This is a genomic window from Corynebacterium sp. NML 120412, from assembly GCF_002285155.1.
Taxonomy (GTDB): Bacteria; Actinomycetota; Actinomycetes; order Mycobacteriales; family Mycobacteriaceae; genus Corynebacterium; species Corynebacterium gottingense.
Genome location: NZ_NSGL01000009.1, coordinates 42,205 through 56,232, shown reverse-complemented (window position 1 = coordinate 56,232; position 14,028 = coordinate 42,205). Strand labels below are relative to the sequence as shown.

The following is a 14,028-nucleotide window of genomic DNA, read 5'->3' as shown; positions in this document are numbered from 1 at the left end:
GATATGGATGCGCTGCCTGATGACCCTGCAGAGTTAAAGAAACTCCTCGCCCAGGAACGCGAACGCCAAGCGGTCAAAGACGCGATCATTGAAGTGCTCATGGGCGGCAGCGAACACACCCAGGGCTGCGGTGATGCATCGGGAAAAGCCCTCGTCCGTGATGGTGCATTGTCTATAGCTGCGAAAGCTGCTGTGGTCTGCGCCCTTACGGACACCCACCACATCAGTATCGCCAAAGCATGCGCGCTTGCCGGGATCGCGCAGTCAACGTTTTATCACCACCAGGGCAAACACCAACGCAGTGTGGCAAAACGCAAGGCACGCCGCGACAAGTACAAAGTACTCATCCGCCAGGCAGTCGATGAGTGCGGGCAAAGCTACGGCTACCGGCGCATCCACGCGTGGCTTGTTCGCGGTGGGCATCGCATATCGGAAAAAATTGTGCGTGAGCTGATGGACACACTCGGCTGCCACCCACCAGCAAAAGCATCCACGAAGTACTCCTCATACACCGGCGAGACCGCGCACCGCCCGGCAAACCTGCTGCTCATTGGCGATAACGAGCGCCCTGCTAATGAGACACATACCCTTGCCCGCCCTGAGGTGGCGCACTCGCAGTATTTCACCCGGTATGCGCACAGTAAGGGGTTGACCCATGATTTTCACGCGGATCAACCTTGGCAGAAAATTGGTACCGATGTCAGCGAAATCCGCTGCAGTGACGGCAGGCTCTACTTGTCAGCAGCCATCGACTTCTTCGACGGGATGCCCATTGCTGTGACCATGTCACAAACGCCAAACCATGAGCTGGTTGCCGGGATGATTGAACGGATCGACGCGGTAAAACCTGCTGATGCGCAACCGATCCTGCACTCGGATCGTGGAGGGCTCTACCGCAGCACACGCTGGGTCAACCTGATTACCGACCACGCCCACAACATCACCGGGTGCAAGGCATGCGCCACAGGGGAATGGTGCCAGAGGCGGTGGCGATACATCCCGTCACTGTCACGGAAAGGCACAAGTGGTGATAACGCGCGCACCGAGGGGTTCTTCGGCACGATGAAACAAGAACTGCTCAAAGGCAGACCCGCCACCAAAAAGATGACGGTGGCACAAATGCGAGACTATATTGACAACTACATCGACTTCTACACCCACACCAGGCTGAAGTCGACGCTAGGCAACGGCTATGCCACCATCGCCGAACACCGCCAAGCACTTGGAGTCTAAACAACAACACACAAGCCCCCGGGGCACTCCAACAAAACATCCGCAGGCCCGCTAGTCGCATCTTCGTCATGGCCGTCTCGTCATCCTTCAGGAGCCGCATCAGTATGGTCGGCGCCCCGCCTCGCCGCGGCCACACCCGCCACACCGGCAACCGCGACCGCACCCGCAACGCCCAGCGCCACGCGGCTGCGCGCCAGCTTGCGCAGCGGCCGGTACTCGCGCACCGCCCACCCGGCTGCGCGGGCGTGGCGGCGCAGCGCCCGGTCCGGGTTCACCGCCACCGGCACCCCGACCATGCCGAGCATGGGCAGGTCATTGATGCTGTCCGAATAGGCCGTGCATTTGTCCAGGTCAAGGCGCTGGATCGCGGCAAGCGCCGCCACCGCGTGCTTCTTGCCGGGGCCGTGCAGGATGTCGCCGACCAGCCGCCCCGTGAACACCCCGTCCTGCTCCTCCGCGACGGTGCCCAGCGCGCCGGTGAAGCCGAGCCGCTTCGCCAGCGCCTGGCCGATTTGCACGGGCGTGGCGGAGACCAGCCACACCTGCTGGCCCGCGGCGATGTGCATGCTGGCCAGCTCGATCGTGTCCTGGTACGCCTTGTCCAGCATCTGGCGCTCCACGATCTCCTGGCACAGCGCCTTAAGCTCGTCGACGCGCTTGCCTTTCACAATCCCCAGCGCCTGCTCGCGCCCCGCGGCGATGTCCGAGTGGCTCTCCGCACCGCGCAGCCGGTACCGGATCTGCTTGAGCAGGGCCGGGAACAGCTCGCCGGCGGTGATGAAGCGCCGTCTCGCCAGCCCCTCGGCGAGCAGGATGAGCGAGGAGCCCTGGATGAGGGTGTTGTCCACGTCAAAGAACGCGGCGGCCTCGGTGTCCTGCGGCACGTCCGGGTCCGGCGGGGTGATGGTGGGGGTGCCGGCGGTGTTGAAGGCGCCGCCGACGGAGTCGATGCCGAGCGAGAAATCGTCGATAGTCAGCCCGAACGTTTCCTCGATGGCGGCCGCCGCGGCGGCTTCGCCGGCAGTGCGTTGGGCGGAGGCGTCGAGCGGGGGCAGGGCGAGTTCCTCCAGGAAGCGCCGGAAGTTTCCGTGGGAGACGGACCAGTACGCGAGCAGATCGCGGTGTTCGGTCATGTCCTGCCTTTCGCGGTCGGGGGTGCGCGTGAGATAGCTTGGAACTTTGGAATATCGTACCGCTTGGGTTTCCGTGGAGAGGGAGTGACCAAACGTGAAGAGGGTCGAGCTCATGGTGCGCGAGGGCTGCGGGTCGTGCGACCGCGTCGCCGCGCAAATCCGCCCGCTCGTGGCAGAGTGCGGCGCGGAGCTTTCGCTTATCGACGTCGACGCCAACCCCGACAACTCCGCCGAGTACGGTGACCGCGTCCCCGTCGTGGTGATCGACGGCGAGGAGTTCGCCTGCTGGGAGGTAGACTCGGACGACCTCGTCGCGGAACTCAGGTCGTAGCGGGGTATCCTTTAGTTTGATTTTTTCTGGATTTGGCTGGATTGCTGGAGTGATTGTGTGAGTGTGCTCGTCGTAGGGATGTCGCACCGTTCTGCGCCGGTGGCGCTGCTGGAGCGGCTGAGTATGGACGAGACGGTGCAGCACGACACGGCGACGGCGCTGGTGTCCCGGCCCGCACTGACGGAAGCGATGATCATCTCCACCTGCAACCGTCTCGAGGTCTACACCGTGGCGACCGCCTTCCACGCCGGGGTCGAGGACGTGCTGCACGTGCTCGCGGACGTCTCAGGCGTGCCCGAGGCGGAGCTGCGCGGCTACCTCTATGTGCGCTACGCCGACGCCGCCGCGGAGCACATGTTTACCGTGGCTGCGGGGCTGGACTCCATGGTGGTGGGGGAGCAGCAGATCATCGGCCAGGTGCGCTCCGCCTACTCGGACGCCGCCGAGCGCGGCACCGTCGGCCCGGCCCTGCACTCGCTGGCACAGACCGCGCTGCACACCGGCAAACGCGTGCACAGCGAGACTGCGATTGATGATTCCGGCGCGTCCATGGTCACGCTCGGCCTGGACCAGGCCATGCGCGAGATGGAACGAGAGGACTTCTCCGGCACCACCGCCCTGGTCCTGGGGGCGGGCGCGATGAGCTCGCTGGCCGCCACCCACCTGGGCAAGCGCGGCGTGGACAAGCTGATCATTGCGAACCGGACGCGCTCGCGCGCCGAGCGCGTGGCCGAGCACGCCCGGGAGGCGGGCGTTGCCGCGGAGGTCGTGGACTTCAACGCCCGCGCCGGCGCCATCGGTCGGGCGGACATCACCGTCTCCGCCACGGCGTCGGACGACTTCACCATCACCCCCGAGGACCTGTCCGGCCCGACCGTGCTGGTGGACCTTTCCCTGCCGCGCGACATCGATGACGCCGTCACCGAGCGCGACGGCGTGCGTCTGATCAACATCGAGTCACTGCACGCGACGTTGCGCGACAACGACAGCGAGGATTCCCGCGCGCTGCAGCAGGCGGAGGCCATCGTGCGCGAGGAGGTCGAGGAGTTCAGCTCGGAGCAGCGCGTCCGCGACGTCGCGCCGGCGGTGACGCGGCTGCGCAAGACGGCCGCGGAGGTGCAGGCGCAGGAGCTCGAACGGCTGCGCACGCGCCTGCCCAACCTCTCCGAGGAGGAGTTTGACCAGGTTGGTAGGGCGGTGAAGCGTGTCGTCGATAAGCTTCTGCACACGCCGACGGTGAAGATTAAGGAGCTCGCCGCATCCTCCGAGACGGTGAGTGTAGAAATGGCGATCGAGGAGCTGTTCGGGCTCGGGCGATCCTCGGTGGCGGTGGACGCGCAGCGCCTGCCGCGGCCGGACGAACTGCAGGCGAAGGAGAACTGATGCTCAAGATTGGTACACGCGGGTCCCACCTGGCCACCACGCAGGCTGGCCACGTGCGCGACGCGCTGATCGCGGGCGGCGCTGAGGCGGAACTGCATATCGTGACCACCGCCGGCGACCTGAATATGTCGCCCGTCGAGCGCATCGGCGTCGGCGTGTTCACCACCGCGCTTCGCGACGCCCTCGCGTCCGGCGAAGTGGACGTGGCCGTCCACTCGTTCAAGGACCTCCCCACGGCTGGCGACGCCCGCCTCCACCTCGTCACCCCGGAGCGCGAGGACAACCGCGAAGCGCTCATCGCGCGCGATGGGCTGACGCTCGCGCAGCTGCCACAGGGCGCCAAGGTGGGCACCTCGGCGCCGCGGCGCGTCTCGCAGCTGCGGTCGCTGCGCCCCGACCTGGACATTCGCCCGCTCCGCGGCAACATTGAGACCCGCATGAGCTACGTCGAGCGCGGCGAGCTGGACGCGATCATCCTCGCCTACGCGGGGCTGTGCCGCGGCGGGTACGCCGAGCGCGCCACCGAGGTGTTCGGCCCGGCCACACTCATGCCTGCCCCGGCGCAGGGTGCGCTGGCCGTGGAGTGCCGGGCGGACGACGCGGCGACGCGCGCAGCGCTCGACGCACTTGTCAGTGCGGAGGCGACCGCGTGCGCCGCCGCCGAGCGCCAGGTGCTGGCCACCCTCGAGGCGGGCTGCACCGCCCCGGTCGCGGCGTACGCGAAACTGGGGGAGAACGGCGCGCTGACGCTCCACGCTGGCGTCTTCGCCGTGGACGGCTCCGCGCAGCTGGTGGAGACGTTGACCGGCACCGATGCCGCGGCGCTGGGGCGCGAGGCCGCCGAGAAGCTGCTCGAGCGCGGGGCCGCGGACATCATGGAGTAAGACGCGGGTTTGGTTTTCGGGCCGCTTCCATCTTAAGGTGTAACTACCATACGTCGGATTGCCCCGGCGCAACTGGGTCCCATGGGGAGGGCGCGCCTTGCTGCGCGCAGCCCGCACTGAGCGTCCTGTTGCGCCGAGGCTACTGTTTTGCGCCTTAGAAAAGATCGTTCTATGACATTGCCCTCGCTTACGCCCCCACCGGGGAAGGTCATCTTCGTCGGTGCAGGCCCGGGCAACCCTGATCTGCTTACCGTCCGCGCACGCGAGGTGATGGAAACTAATTCTATCGCCCTCGTTGATCCGGACGTCGCTCAGGGTGCCCGAGACGTCGTCGCCGCTAAACTGCCTGTTCCCAAGGCTAAAATGCAGGCCGCCGACGAGGCGTACGCGCGCATGGTCGCGGAAGCGAAGGAAGCGGGTGCGCGCCGAAAGCCGCCGCGCCCGGACGACCCGACCGCGGCCGAGGTAGAGGAGCTCGCGCTGTCCGCCGACACCATCGTGGAGGCCGTGCAGCGCGCCCTAGGTGAGGCCGCAGCGTCCATCGAGCGCGGCGAGGCCGGCGACGGCGACGTGGTCCGCCTGGTCCGCGGCAACCCGCTGACCCGCGACGCGGTGATGGAGGAGATCTCCGCCGTCGCCGCCGCGGGCATCGAGTTCCAGGTCGTGCCGGGCATGAGCCTGCCGTCCACGGTGCCGTCGTTTGCGGGCATCGCGCTCGGCTCCACCTACACCGAGGCGGACCTGACCTCCGGTATCGAAGGCATCGATTTTGACCAGCTGGCGTCCGCGCCGCAGCCGCTGGTGCTGCAGGCGGAGCAGGAGCAGCTGGCCGAGATCGCCGACGCGCTCATGGAACGCGGCTTCGGACCGTCCACGCCGGTCGCGGTGACGACCCACGGCACGACGCGCCTGCAGCGCACCGTCGACGCCACCCTGGAAACCCTGGGCAAGCTGGACGCCGACCTGCCCGGATCCCTCGTGGTCACGCTCGGCGCGGTGGCGGATGACCGCTCGAAGTACTCGTGGTGGGAGAACCGCCCCCTCTACGGCTGGCGCGTCCTCGTGCCGCGCGCGAAGGAGCAGGCCGGGCCGATGAACGCCCGCTTGAGCTCCTACGGCGCGATCCCGCAGTCCGTCCCCACCATTTCTATGGAGCCGCCGCGCAACCCGGCGCAGATGGACCGCGCGATCAAGGGCATCGTGGAGGGCCGCTACCAGTGGGTCCTCTTCACCTCCGTCAACGCCGTGAACGCGGTGTGGAAGAAGTTTGCGCAGCTGGGCCTGGACGCCCGCTCCTTCGCCGGAGTCCACCTGGGCGCGGTGGGACAGAAGACGGCGGACGCGCTGCGCGCCCGCGGTATGTTCCCCGAGCTGGTGCCGCACCGCACGAAGCAGAACGCGGCCGGGATGGTGGAGATCTTCCCCGAGTACGTCGAGGACATCGACCCCGTCAGCCGCGTGCTGCTGCCGCGCGCCGACCTCGGCTCCGACCTGCTCGTCGACGGCCTGAAGGAGAAGGGCTGGGAGGTCGACGACGTGGTGGCGTACCGCACGGTGCGTGCCGCCCCGCCGGCGCCCGAGACCCGCGACATGATTAAGACGGGCGGCTTCGACGCCGTCTGCTTCACCTCCGCGTCCACGGTGAAGAACCTCGTGGGCATCGCGGGCAAGCCGCACCAGCGCACCATCATCGCCTGCATTGGCCCGAGCACCGCGGCCGAGGCGAAAGAGCAGGGGCTGCGCGTGGATGTGGTGCCCGAGGTGGCGGACGTGCCTTCGCTTATCGACGCCCTCGCGAACCACGTCGCCAACCTGCGTGCCGCCGGCCAGCTCCCGCCCCCGCGGAAGAAGCGCCGCACCCGCCGCAAGCCCGTGGCCAAAGCGTCCGGCGAGTAGGTACGCACGGCCGCGGGGCCTATGATGGTGGCCATGTCTACCTACGATTTGCCCCGCCGTCCCCGCCGCCTCCGCCAAAACGCCGCGATGCGCGCGTTGGCTGCGGAGACGCGCTTGCACCCAGCGGACTTCATTCTCCCGATGTTTGTGGCCGACGGCATCGAGGAAAAGCGCGAGATTACGTCCATGCCGGGCGTGTACCAGCACACCACGGACTCCCTCAAGGCGCTGTGCCACGAGGCGCTCGAGGCCGGCGTGAAGTGCATCGACCTGTTCGGCGTTCCCCTGGACGAGGACAAGGACGCCACTGGCTCCGTCGCCTGGGACCCGGAGGGCGTGCTCAACCGCAACCTGCGCGCGCTGCGCGAGGAGTTTGGCAACGACCTGCTCATCATGGCGGATACCTGCCTGGACGAGTTCACCGACCACGGCCACTGCGGCGCCCTGAGCACCGACCGCTACGGCAACCAGTTCGTGGACAATGACGCCACGCTGCCGCTCTACGCCCAGATGGCTGTCTCCCAGGCGGAGGCGGGCGCGCACATCGTGAGCCCGTCCGGGATGATGGACGGCCAGATCGCCGTCATCCGCGAGGCCCTCGACCAGGCCGGCCACCAGGACGTGGCCATCATGGCGTACTCCGCCAAGTACGCGTCGAAGTTCTTCGGCCCGTTCCGCGACGCCGTCGGCTCCTCCCTCCAGGGCGACCGCCGCACCTACCAGCAGGACCCGGCCAACATCCGCGAGTCGCTGCTGGAGACGGAGCTGGACCTCGACGAGGGCGCGGACTTTGTCATGGTGAAGCCGGCCCTGCCGTACCTGGACGTACTGAGCCAGGTCGCCGAGATTTCCCCGGTGCCGGTGGCCGCCTACCAGGTCTCCGGCGAGTACGCGATGATGGTCGCCGCCGGCCGCAACGGCTGGATCGACTTCGAGGAAACGATGATGGAGTCGCTAATGTCCATCAAGCGCGCCGGCGCGGACCAGATTCTGACCTACTACGCCATCGAGGCAGCAAAGGAACTGAAGTAGCGTTTATGGTTAGCCTTCCCCCGACGCCCCAGCGGGCACCGGAGCAGCGCCCGATGCCGGGCGGAGGAGCGTCGTCAAGCACTTCGATGCCCGAGGCCGTGCGCCTCATGCTCGCGTGCTGGGCGGTGATGATCGGCGGCGAGCTGATTCACCAGATCCTCACCGTGGTCATGACCGTGCTGGACCCCGCCCCGCTGCGCGAGAGCGCCAAGGAGGCGGCGAAGGGCCAGGATCTCAGCGACACCATGCTCAACCTCGGCATCTACGGCTCGGTTGTGCTCATGGCGCTGATCCAGCTACTCATCCTGGCCGGGTTCGTCGTCGCGCTGCGCATGGTGGCGAACCGGGGGAAGCGCGCGGCGGCGGCGCGACGCCTCCTGCAGATCTTTGCCACCTTCTTCGCGCTGCGCATGGTCACGCTGTACATGATGTCGCCGGGGTCCACGGCGGTGCCGATCGCGCTGTACGGGGCGGACGGCGTCGTGCAAATCATCCTCGGCGTGGCGGGCGCGATGGGACTGTTCTACGCTTCGCAGAAGGACTCGGGGGACTGGGTAGAGCCGCCGGCGCACCAATCTCCGCAACAGCCACAGCACGACGATCCCGCGGGTAAACAGTAAAGGAGCAACCGATGGCCGGAATGTTTCCCACCTTCGTTGCAGACCCGAACGACCCCAACCGCCGCTACACCGGCAAGGTCGGCGAGGCCTGGCCCGGCCAGTTGCGCGCCGGGTACTACACAGCGCTGGCCGGCGCCGTGCTGCTGCTGTTGTTCGGCATGCTCATGCTGGCCAGCGGCGCGCCGAAGGACGCGGACGCCGAGTTCGCGGACGCGTTTGCGCGCAACATGCGCATCGTCGCCTGGTGCAACATCGTCCTCGCCCTGGTGATCGCGGGGTGCGCCTCCTACTTTGCGCGCGGCTCCAAGACAGCGCGGCGCGTGTTTGCCATCGCCGCCGCCGTGGCGATCTTCCTCAACCTGGCCGGGTTCTTCCTCAACGTGGCGGGTTGGGGCGTGTTCGCGGTAGTGATCCTGCTGGTCGCCGCGCTGTTCTTCGCGTTCCGCCCCGCCGCGAACGCGTTTGTGGACGAGCGCAGCGGCTCCCCCTGGCGGGGCGTGGACTAGCGCGAGGGATTCAGCATGTCAGAGCAGACTCAGCAACAGACGGCTGCGCTCGAGCAGACCATTGTGGCCGCCCGCGAGGCGGCGAAGGAATGCGGCGTGGACCTGGACTCGCCCCGGATCGGGGCGGATGGCAACCCGCAGTACCCGAACACCTCTTTCGCCTTCGAGCTCGACGGGCTCGAGGACGGACCACAGCTCAAAGACATCGAGGCGGCGCTGGAGGAGCTGGACGGCGTCGCCGCGCGCCTGGTGTACTCGACCAAGACGGCGTGGATCACCGCGCCGAGCACCACGCCGATCGCGGACCTCGAGGCCGTGTTCGCGCGCTTCGGTGTGAGCGCCCGGCTTACGGATTCCACGCTGTGCGGGGGCTGAGCGGGAGGCGTCGAAAGTTGCGCCACGACGAGCTGGTCAGCTTGCGCCGCGCCCGCGCGCAGGGGTTCGTGGACTCGGCGTCGCGCGCCGCGCGCGCCCGGGAGAACGAGGACGTCCTGTTCACCGCCCGCGACCTAGTCACACCGGTGCGGATGTGGTTAGCAATCGTGCTGACGCTCCCGGTGCTGCTCCTCACGTACGTCTCCGACCTGCAGTTTGACGGCTGGCAGTGGGCGTGCTTCGCGCTGACCACCCCGGTCGCACTGTGGTGCGCGTTCCCCTTCCACCGCGCGATGGCGGGCGGCGTGCGCCGCGGCATCTCGGCGCTGGACGGAGCAAGTTCCATCGCCATCCTCGCCGCCTACTTCTGGTCCGCCGCCGTGCTGCTGTTCACGCCGGCGGGGGAGCTCAACTGGCGCAACTACGGCAGCTGGGTCCCGCTCACCATGGTGGAGGAGCCCGGCCTGTTTTTCGAGGTCGCCTGCACCATCACCTCGCTCCTCCTCGTCGGCCGCTTCTTCAGCATGCGCGTGCGCCCGCACCTGCAGGAGGACCTCTCCGGCCGTGTCCCCGACGCGGAGTCGACCTACACGGTCCGCCGCCGCTCGCGCACGGGCAAGGTCATCGAGGAGCCGCTGCCCGCCGCCGAGATCAACCGGGGCGACGACATTGTCATCCTCCCGGGCGCGATCATCCCCGCCGACGGCGAGGTGGTCGGCGGTTGCGGAACGCTCGAGCAGGAGCTTATCGACGCCCACGAGTCCCCCACCCTCAAAGTGGGCAGCCACGTCTACGCGGGATCGGTGCTGCGCAAGGGGAAGGTGAAGATCCGCGTCTCCCGGGTCGGCCACGCGACCCGGCTGGCCTCGGTCAACCGCTGGCTGGAGCGCGCCTCGGCGCACCAGAACGCGACGACGATGGTGTCCACCCGCGCCGCGGGCATGCTCATCCCGGTGGCGTACGTGCTGGCGGTGCTGGACTTCGGCCTGTGGCTGCTGTTCACGGGGAACCTCAACGCGGCGTTTTCCACAGCGCTGGCGATCCTGGCGGTGGTCGCACCGGTGGCGCTGGCGATCTCGACCGCGCTGGCCATCCGCCTGGGCATCGAGTCGGCGGCGCGCAATGGCATCCTAGTCCGCGACGGCTCCACCTTCCGCACCCTGGAGGCTACCGACGTGGCCGTGTTCAACCGGGTGGGCACCCTGGTGGAGCCGAAGATGAAGGTGGAGACGGTCACCGCGGAGATCGGCGAGGACCCGGCTTTGGTGCTGGGGATCGCGGGCGCGCTGTCGGTGGAGTCGGATCACCCGGCGTCGCGCGCGATTGTGAAGGCCGCGCGCGAGGCCCGCGACAAGCGCGACAAGGACGCGGGCGGGCCGACCTGGTTCGAGCTGGCCAACGAGGACACGACCCCGGACGGCTCGGTGCGCGGCCGCGTCACGCTGACCTACGAGGACCAGCGGACAGAAAACCTGGACGCCATCTTGTGGCGGCCCACGAACCTGTCGCAGCTGCAAGGCCGGCTCTCCTTGGCCGCCACGGCCGGCGGCACCCCCGTCGTCGTGCGCTGGAAGGGCCGCGACCGCGGCGTCATCACCCTGTACGACCCGCCGAAGGCAGACGCCACCAGCGCGATTGACCGGCTGGAATCCATCGGCGTGGAGACCATCATGCTCACGCGCGATACGTACCCGGTGGCGCGCCGCTTCGCCGACTTCCTCGGCATGTCCCGCGTGCTCGCGGGCATCACCGCCCCCGACAAACCGCACGCGGTGCGCGCGCTGCACACCAAGGGCGCGACCGTCGCCATGGTGGGCGACCACAGCGCGGTGCGCACCCTGCGCGTCGCGGACGTGAGCATCCTGTACGCCGACGATGCCCTGCTGGGCGCGAACACGGGCAAGGTGGAGGAGAAGTGCAACGTGCTCCTCCTGCGCCGGGACGTCACGGCGGTGCCACAGCTGGTGGAGCTCGCGCGCCGGGTGTGCCGCACCATCGACTCGAACATGGTGATCGCCTGGACCTATAACGCGGTCGCGATCCTGCTGGCCATCGCCGGTGTGCTGCCCCCGGTCGGGGCCACGCTGCTCATGCTGGGCAGCTCCCTGGTCATCGAGTTGCGCTCGGTGCGCGTGCGCCATTTCCCGGCCTGATTTCTACCGCGTAGGCTGGGAAACCATGACCAGACGCGACCTTTCCTCCGCCCCGCTCATCGAGGCCGCCAATGGCCGCACCCCGTCGCGCACCCCGGTGTGGTTCATGCGCCAGGCGGGCCGTTCACTGCCCGAGTACCGGAAGGTGCGCGAGGGTATCCCGATGCTGGACTCTTGCTTCATGCCGGAGCTGCTCGCTGAGATCACGCTGCAGCCGGTGCGCCGCCACGACGTGGACGCGGCGATCCTCTTTTCCGACATTGTCGTCCCGCTCAAGGCGGCGGGCGTGGGCGTGGAGATCGTTCCGGGCCGCGGCCCGGTGATGGACGCGCCGGTGCGCTCGCTGGCGGACGTGCAGCACCTGCCGATCCTGGACCACACGGTGGACGAGGTCGCCGAGGGCATCCGCATCATCCTGGACGAGCTCACCGATACCCAGGCGCTCATCGGCTTCGTCGGCGCACCGTTCACCCTGGCCAGCTACCTCATCGAGGGCGGACCGAGCAAGAACCACGAGACCACGAAGGCGATGATGCACGCCGAGCCGGAGACGTGGCACGCGCTCATGCGCCGCCTGGTGCCCACCATCATCACGTTCCTGCGCACCCAGGTCGAGGCGGGGATCGACGCCATGCAGCTGTTCGACTCGTGGGCCGGCTTCCTCACGGAGCGCGACTACCGCGAGTTCGTCCTGCCGTACTCCACGGAGATCCTGGAATCAGTCGCGGGGGAGATCCCGCGCATCCACTTCGGCGTCTCCACCGGCGAGCTCCTCGGCGCGATGAGCGAGGCCGGCAGCGAGGTTATGGGCGTGGATTGGCGCGTCCCCCTCGACCGCGCCGCCACGCGCTTCGCCTCCCCCCGCGTCCTGCAGGGCAATTTGGACCCGGCGATGCTCTTCGCCGGCGAGGAGGTCGTCGCCCGCGAGGTCGCCCGCATTAAGGGCGAGGCGGAGCAGGCGCTTATCGACGGCCACGCTACCGGCCACATCTTCAACCTCGGCCACGGCGTCCTGCCCACCACGGACCCGGACGCCATCACCAACGCCGTACGGCTTATTCACGACACTCACAGCACGGAGGCTTAAATGCACATCGCCATCATCGGCGCCGGACTCGCCGGCCTGACCTGCGCCTACGAACTGCGCGGCAGCGGGCACGAGGTGGACGTCTACGAGGCCACCGACCGCATCGGCGGCAAGCTCTACACCGTCGCGTTTGAGGGCGGCCCCACCGACATGGGCGCCGAGGCGTTCCTGTCGCGCCGGGTCGACGCGGTTGAGTTCTTCACCGAGCTGGGGGTGGGGGACTCGCTCGTCGCGCCGTCCGGCCTCGGTTCGCTGGTGTACGTGGACGGCGAGGCGCGCCCGCTTCCGCGGGGCGGTGTGATGGGGATCCCGGCGGCGTCGGCAAGCGTTGCCCACCTTGTGAGCGAGGAGACCGCCGCGCGTATCGACGCCGAAGGCGACGCCCCCGGCTTCGAGTGGGAGATCGGCGGCGACGTGAGCGTGGGCGCGCTGGTGCGCGAGCGCTACGGCGACGAGGTGGTGGACCACATCGTGACGTCGCTGCTCGGCGGGGTGTACTCGTGCAGCGCCGACGACCTGGGCGTGCGCGCGACCATCCCGCAGCTGGCCGAGGAGCTGGACCGCCTGGCCGAGGCGGGCCCGGTGCACCTGTCGGAGGCCGTGCGCAACCTGGAGCAGGCGCGCAAGGAGCTGCCGACCGGCCAGGGCCCCGTCTTCAGCGCGTTCCGCGAGGGCTACCAGGAGGCGTACGAGGCGCTGGCGGAGCAGTCCGGCGCGAAGATCTACATCGACGCATTCATCTCCGCGATCACGCGCGAGGGCGAGGGCTACTGCCTCAAGGGCGGCGAGGACGCGGTGTACGACCGCGTGGTGCTCGCCGTGCCCGCGCCGACGGCCGCGATGCTGCTGAAGCAGGTGGAGCCGGAGGTGGCGGCCACGCTCGCGCCGATCAAGCTGGCCAACTCGGCGGTGGTGGGCATGCGCTTTGCTACCGACGACGGCCTGCCCCAAAATTCGGGCGTCCTGGTTGCCGCGGGCGCGGAGGATGTGCACGCGAAGGCGTTCACGCTCTCCTCGCGCAAATGGCCGCACCTGGCCGAGCGCGGCGGGGCGCTCGTGCGCGCCAGCTTCGGCCGCTTCGGCGACGACGTGGCGATCCGCGCCTCCGAGGACGACCTGGTGGACTGGGCGCTCGATGACCTGCAGACTGTCACCGGCTTCGACGGGCGCGCGGCTGGCCTGGAGGAGATCTTTGTCCAGCGCTGGTTCGGCGGGCTGCCGCGTTACGACGAGCACCACCTCGCCACCGTGGACAAGGCGCTGGCGCAGCTGCGCGAGTCCGGCTCCGGCATTGCCGTCACCGGCGCGTGGGTCGGCGGCGTGGGCGTGCCCGCCGTGATCGCGAACGCGCGCGAAACTGCGCGGGGTCTGGGGAAAGACTGCTAGCCTGCTGGG

13 protein-coding genes are annotated in these 14,028 nt (G+C 68.4%); 12 read left to right on the top strand and 1 reads right to left on the bottom strand.

Annotated features, from left to right (window positions below; genetic code table 11):
- On the top strand, positions 1 to 1,233 hold a 1,233-nt coding region (locus CKJ84_RS11560), incomplete at its 5' end, for a DDE-type integrase/transposase/recombinase (protein WP_143340373.1).
- A gap of 80 nt (positions 1,234 to 1,313) precedes the next feature.
- On the opposite strand, the gene CKJ84_RS11555 is transcribed toward CKJ84_RS11560, so the two are convergent.
- Positions 1,314 to 2,366 (bottom strand): HAD-IB family hydrolase, encoded by a 1,053-nt coding sequence (locus tag CKJ84_RS11555; RefSeq protein WP_095547054.1) that lies wholly within the window; start codon positions 2,364 to 2,366, stop codon positions 1,314 to 1,316.
- Positions 2,367 to 2,478: 112 nt separating this feature from the next.
- Between CKJ84_RS11555 and CKJ84_RS11550 the strand changes: the two genes are divergently transcribed.
- The 11 genes from CKJ84_RS11550 (at position 2,479) to CKJ84_RS11505 (ending at position 14,019) form a co-directional block, all read left to right on the top strand.
- A complete protein-coding gene (locus CKJ84_RS11550; RefSeq protein ID WP_095547056.1) occupies positions 2,479 to 2,697 on the top strand; it encodes a glutaredoxin family protein in 219 nt (72 codons plus the stop codon).
- 57 nt (positions 2,698 to 2,754) lie between these two features.
- On the top strand, positions 2,755 to 4,080 hold the full coding sequence (locus tag CKJ84_RS11545; RefSeq protein WP_095547053.1) for a glutamyl-tRNA reductase: 1,326 nt from the start codon (positions 2,755 to 2,757) through the stop codon (positions 4,078 to 4,080).
- Positions 4,080 to 4,964 (top strand): hydroxymethylbilane synthase, encoded by an 885-nt coding sequence (gene hemC, locus CKJ84_RS11540; RefSeq protein WP_095547052.1) that lies wholly within the window; start codon positions 4,080 to 4,082, stop codon positions 4,962 to 4,964. The genes CKJ84_RS11545 and hemC overlap by 1 nt, the downstream gene beginning before the upstream one ends.
- 171 nt (positions 4,965 to 5,135) lie before the next feature.
- Positions 5,136 to 6,860: a bifunctional uroporphyrinogen-III C-methyltransferase/uroporphyrinogen-III synthase gene (locus tag CKJ84_RS11535; RefSeq protein WP_095547051.1), complete on the top strand. Its 1,725-nt coding sequence runs from the start codon at positions 5,136 to 5,138 to the stop codon at positions 6,858 to 6,860.
- A gap of 33 nt (positions 6,861 to 6,893) precedes the next feature.
- Entirely contained in the window at positions 6,894 to 7,892 is a 999-nt protein-coding gene (gene hemB / locus CKJ84_RS11530) for a porphobilinogen synthase (RefSeq protein ID WP_198949280.1), read from the top strand.
- Positions 7,893 to 7,897: 5 nt separating this feature from the next.
- Positions 7,898 to 8,512, top strand: coding sequence for a hypothetical protein (locus tag CKJ84_RS11525; RefSeq protein ID WP_143340372.1), 615 nt, complete (start codon positions 7,898 to 7,900; stop codon positions 8,510 to 8,512).
- An 11-nt stretch (positions 8,513 to 8,523) separates the two neighbouring features.
- Positions 8,524 to 9,018 carry a hypothetical protein gene (locus CKJ84_RS11520; protein ID WP_095547048.1) on the top strand — a complete coding sequence of 165 codons (495 nt, stop codon included), beginning with the start codon at positions 8,524 to 8,526 and terminating at the stop codon, positions 9,016 to 9,018.
- A 15-nt stretch (positions 9,019 to 9,033) separates the two neighbouring features.
- Positions 9,034 to 9,393, top strand: coding sequence for a hypothetical protein (locus tag CKJ84_RS12565; protein ID WP_233125697.1), 360 nt, complete (start codon positions 9,034 to 9,036; stop codon positions 9,391 to 9,393).
- A gap of 17 nt (positions 9,394 to 9,410) precedes the next feature.
- On the top strand, positions 9,411 to 11,546 hold the full coding sequence (locus tag CKJ84_RS11515) for a cation-translocating P-type ATPase (RefSeq protein ID WP_233125695.1): 2,136 nt from the start codon (positions 9,411 to 9,413) through the stop codon (positions 11,544 to 11,546).
- A gap of 25 nt (positions 11,547 to 11,571) precedes the next feature.
- On the top strand, positions 11,572 to 12,633 hold the full coding sequence (gene hemE, locus CKJ84_RS11510; protein WP_095547047.1) for a uroporphyrinogen decarboxylase: 1,062 nt from the start codon (positions 11,572 to 11,574) through the stop codon (positions 12,631 to 12,633).
- Positions 12,634 to 14,019, top strand: coding sequence for a protoporphyrinogen oxidase (locus CKJ84_RS11505; RefSeq protein WP_095547046.1), 1,386 nt, complete (start codon positions 12,634 to 12,636; stop codon positions 14,017 to 14,019).
- Positions 14,020 to 14,028: the final 9 nt, after the last annotated feature.

Coding starts and splice junctions, on each gene's coding strand:
- CKJ84_RS11555 (WP_095547054.1), bottom strand. CDS start 2,366: ATGACCGAACACCGCGATCTGCTCGCGTACTGGTCCGTCTCCCACGGA.
- CKJ84_RS11550 (WP_095547056.1), top strand. CDS start 2,479: ATGGTGCGCGAGGGCTGCGGGTCGTGCGACCGCGTCGCCGCGCAAATC.
- hemC (WP_095547052.1), top strand. CDS start 4,080: ATGCTCAAGATTGGTACACGCGGGTCCCACCTGGCCACCACGCAGGCT.
- CKJ84_RS11535 (WP_095547051.1), top strand. CDS start 5,136: ATGACATTGCCCTCGCTTACGCCCCCACCGGGGAAGGTCATCTTCGTC.
- hemB (WP_198949280.1), top strand. CDS start 6,894: ATGTCTACCTACGATTTGCCCCGCCGTCCCCGCCGCCTCCGCCAAAAC.
- CKJ84_RS11525 (WP_143340372.1), top strand. CDS start 7,898: ATGGTTAGCCTTCCCCCGACGCCCCAGCGGGCACCGGAGCAGCGCCCG.
- CKJ84_RS11520 (WP_095547048.1), top strand. CDS start 8,524: ATGGCCGGAATGTTTCCCACCTTCGTTGCAGACCCGAACGACCCCAAC.
- CKJ84_RS12565 (WP_233125697.1), top strand. CDS start 9,034: ATGTCAGAGCAGACTCAGCAACAGACGGCTGCGCTCGAGCAGACCATT.
- hemE (WP_095547047.1), top strand. CDS start 11,572: ATGACCAGACGCGACCTTTCCTCCGCCCCGCTCATCGAGGCCGCCAAT.
- CKJ84_RS11505 (WP_095547046.1), top strand. CDS start 12,634: ATGCACATCGCCATCATCGGCGCCGGACTCGCCGGCCTGACCTGCGCC.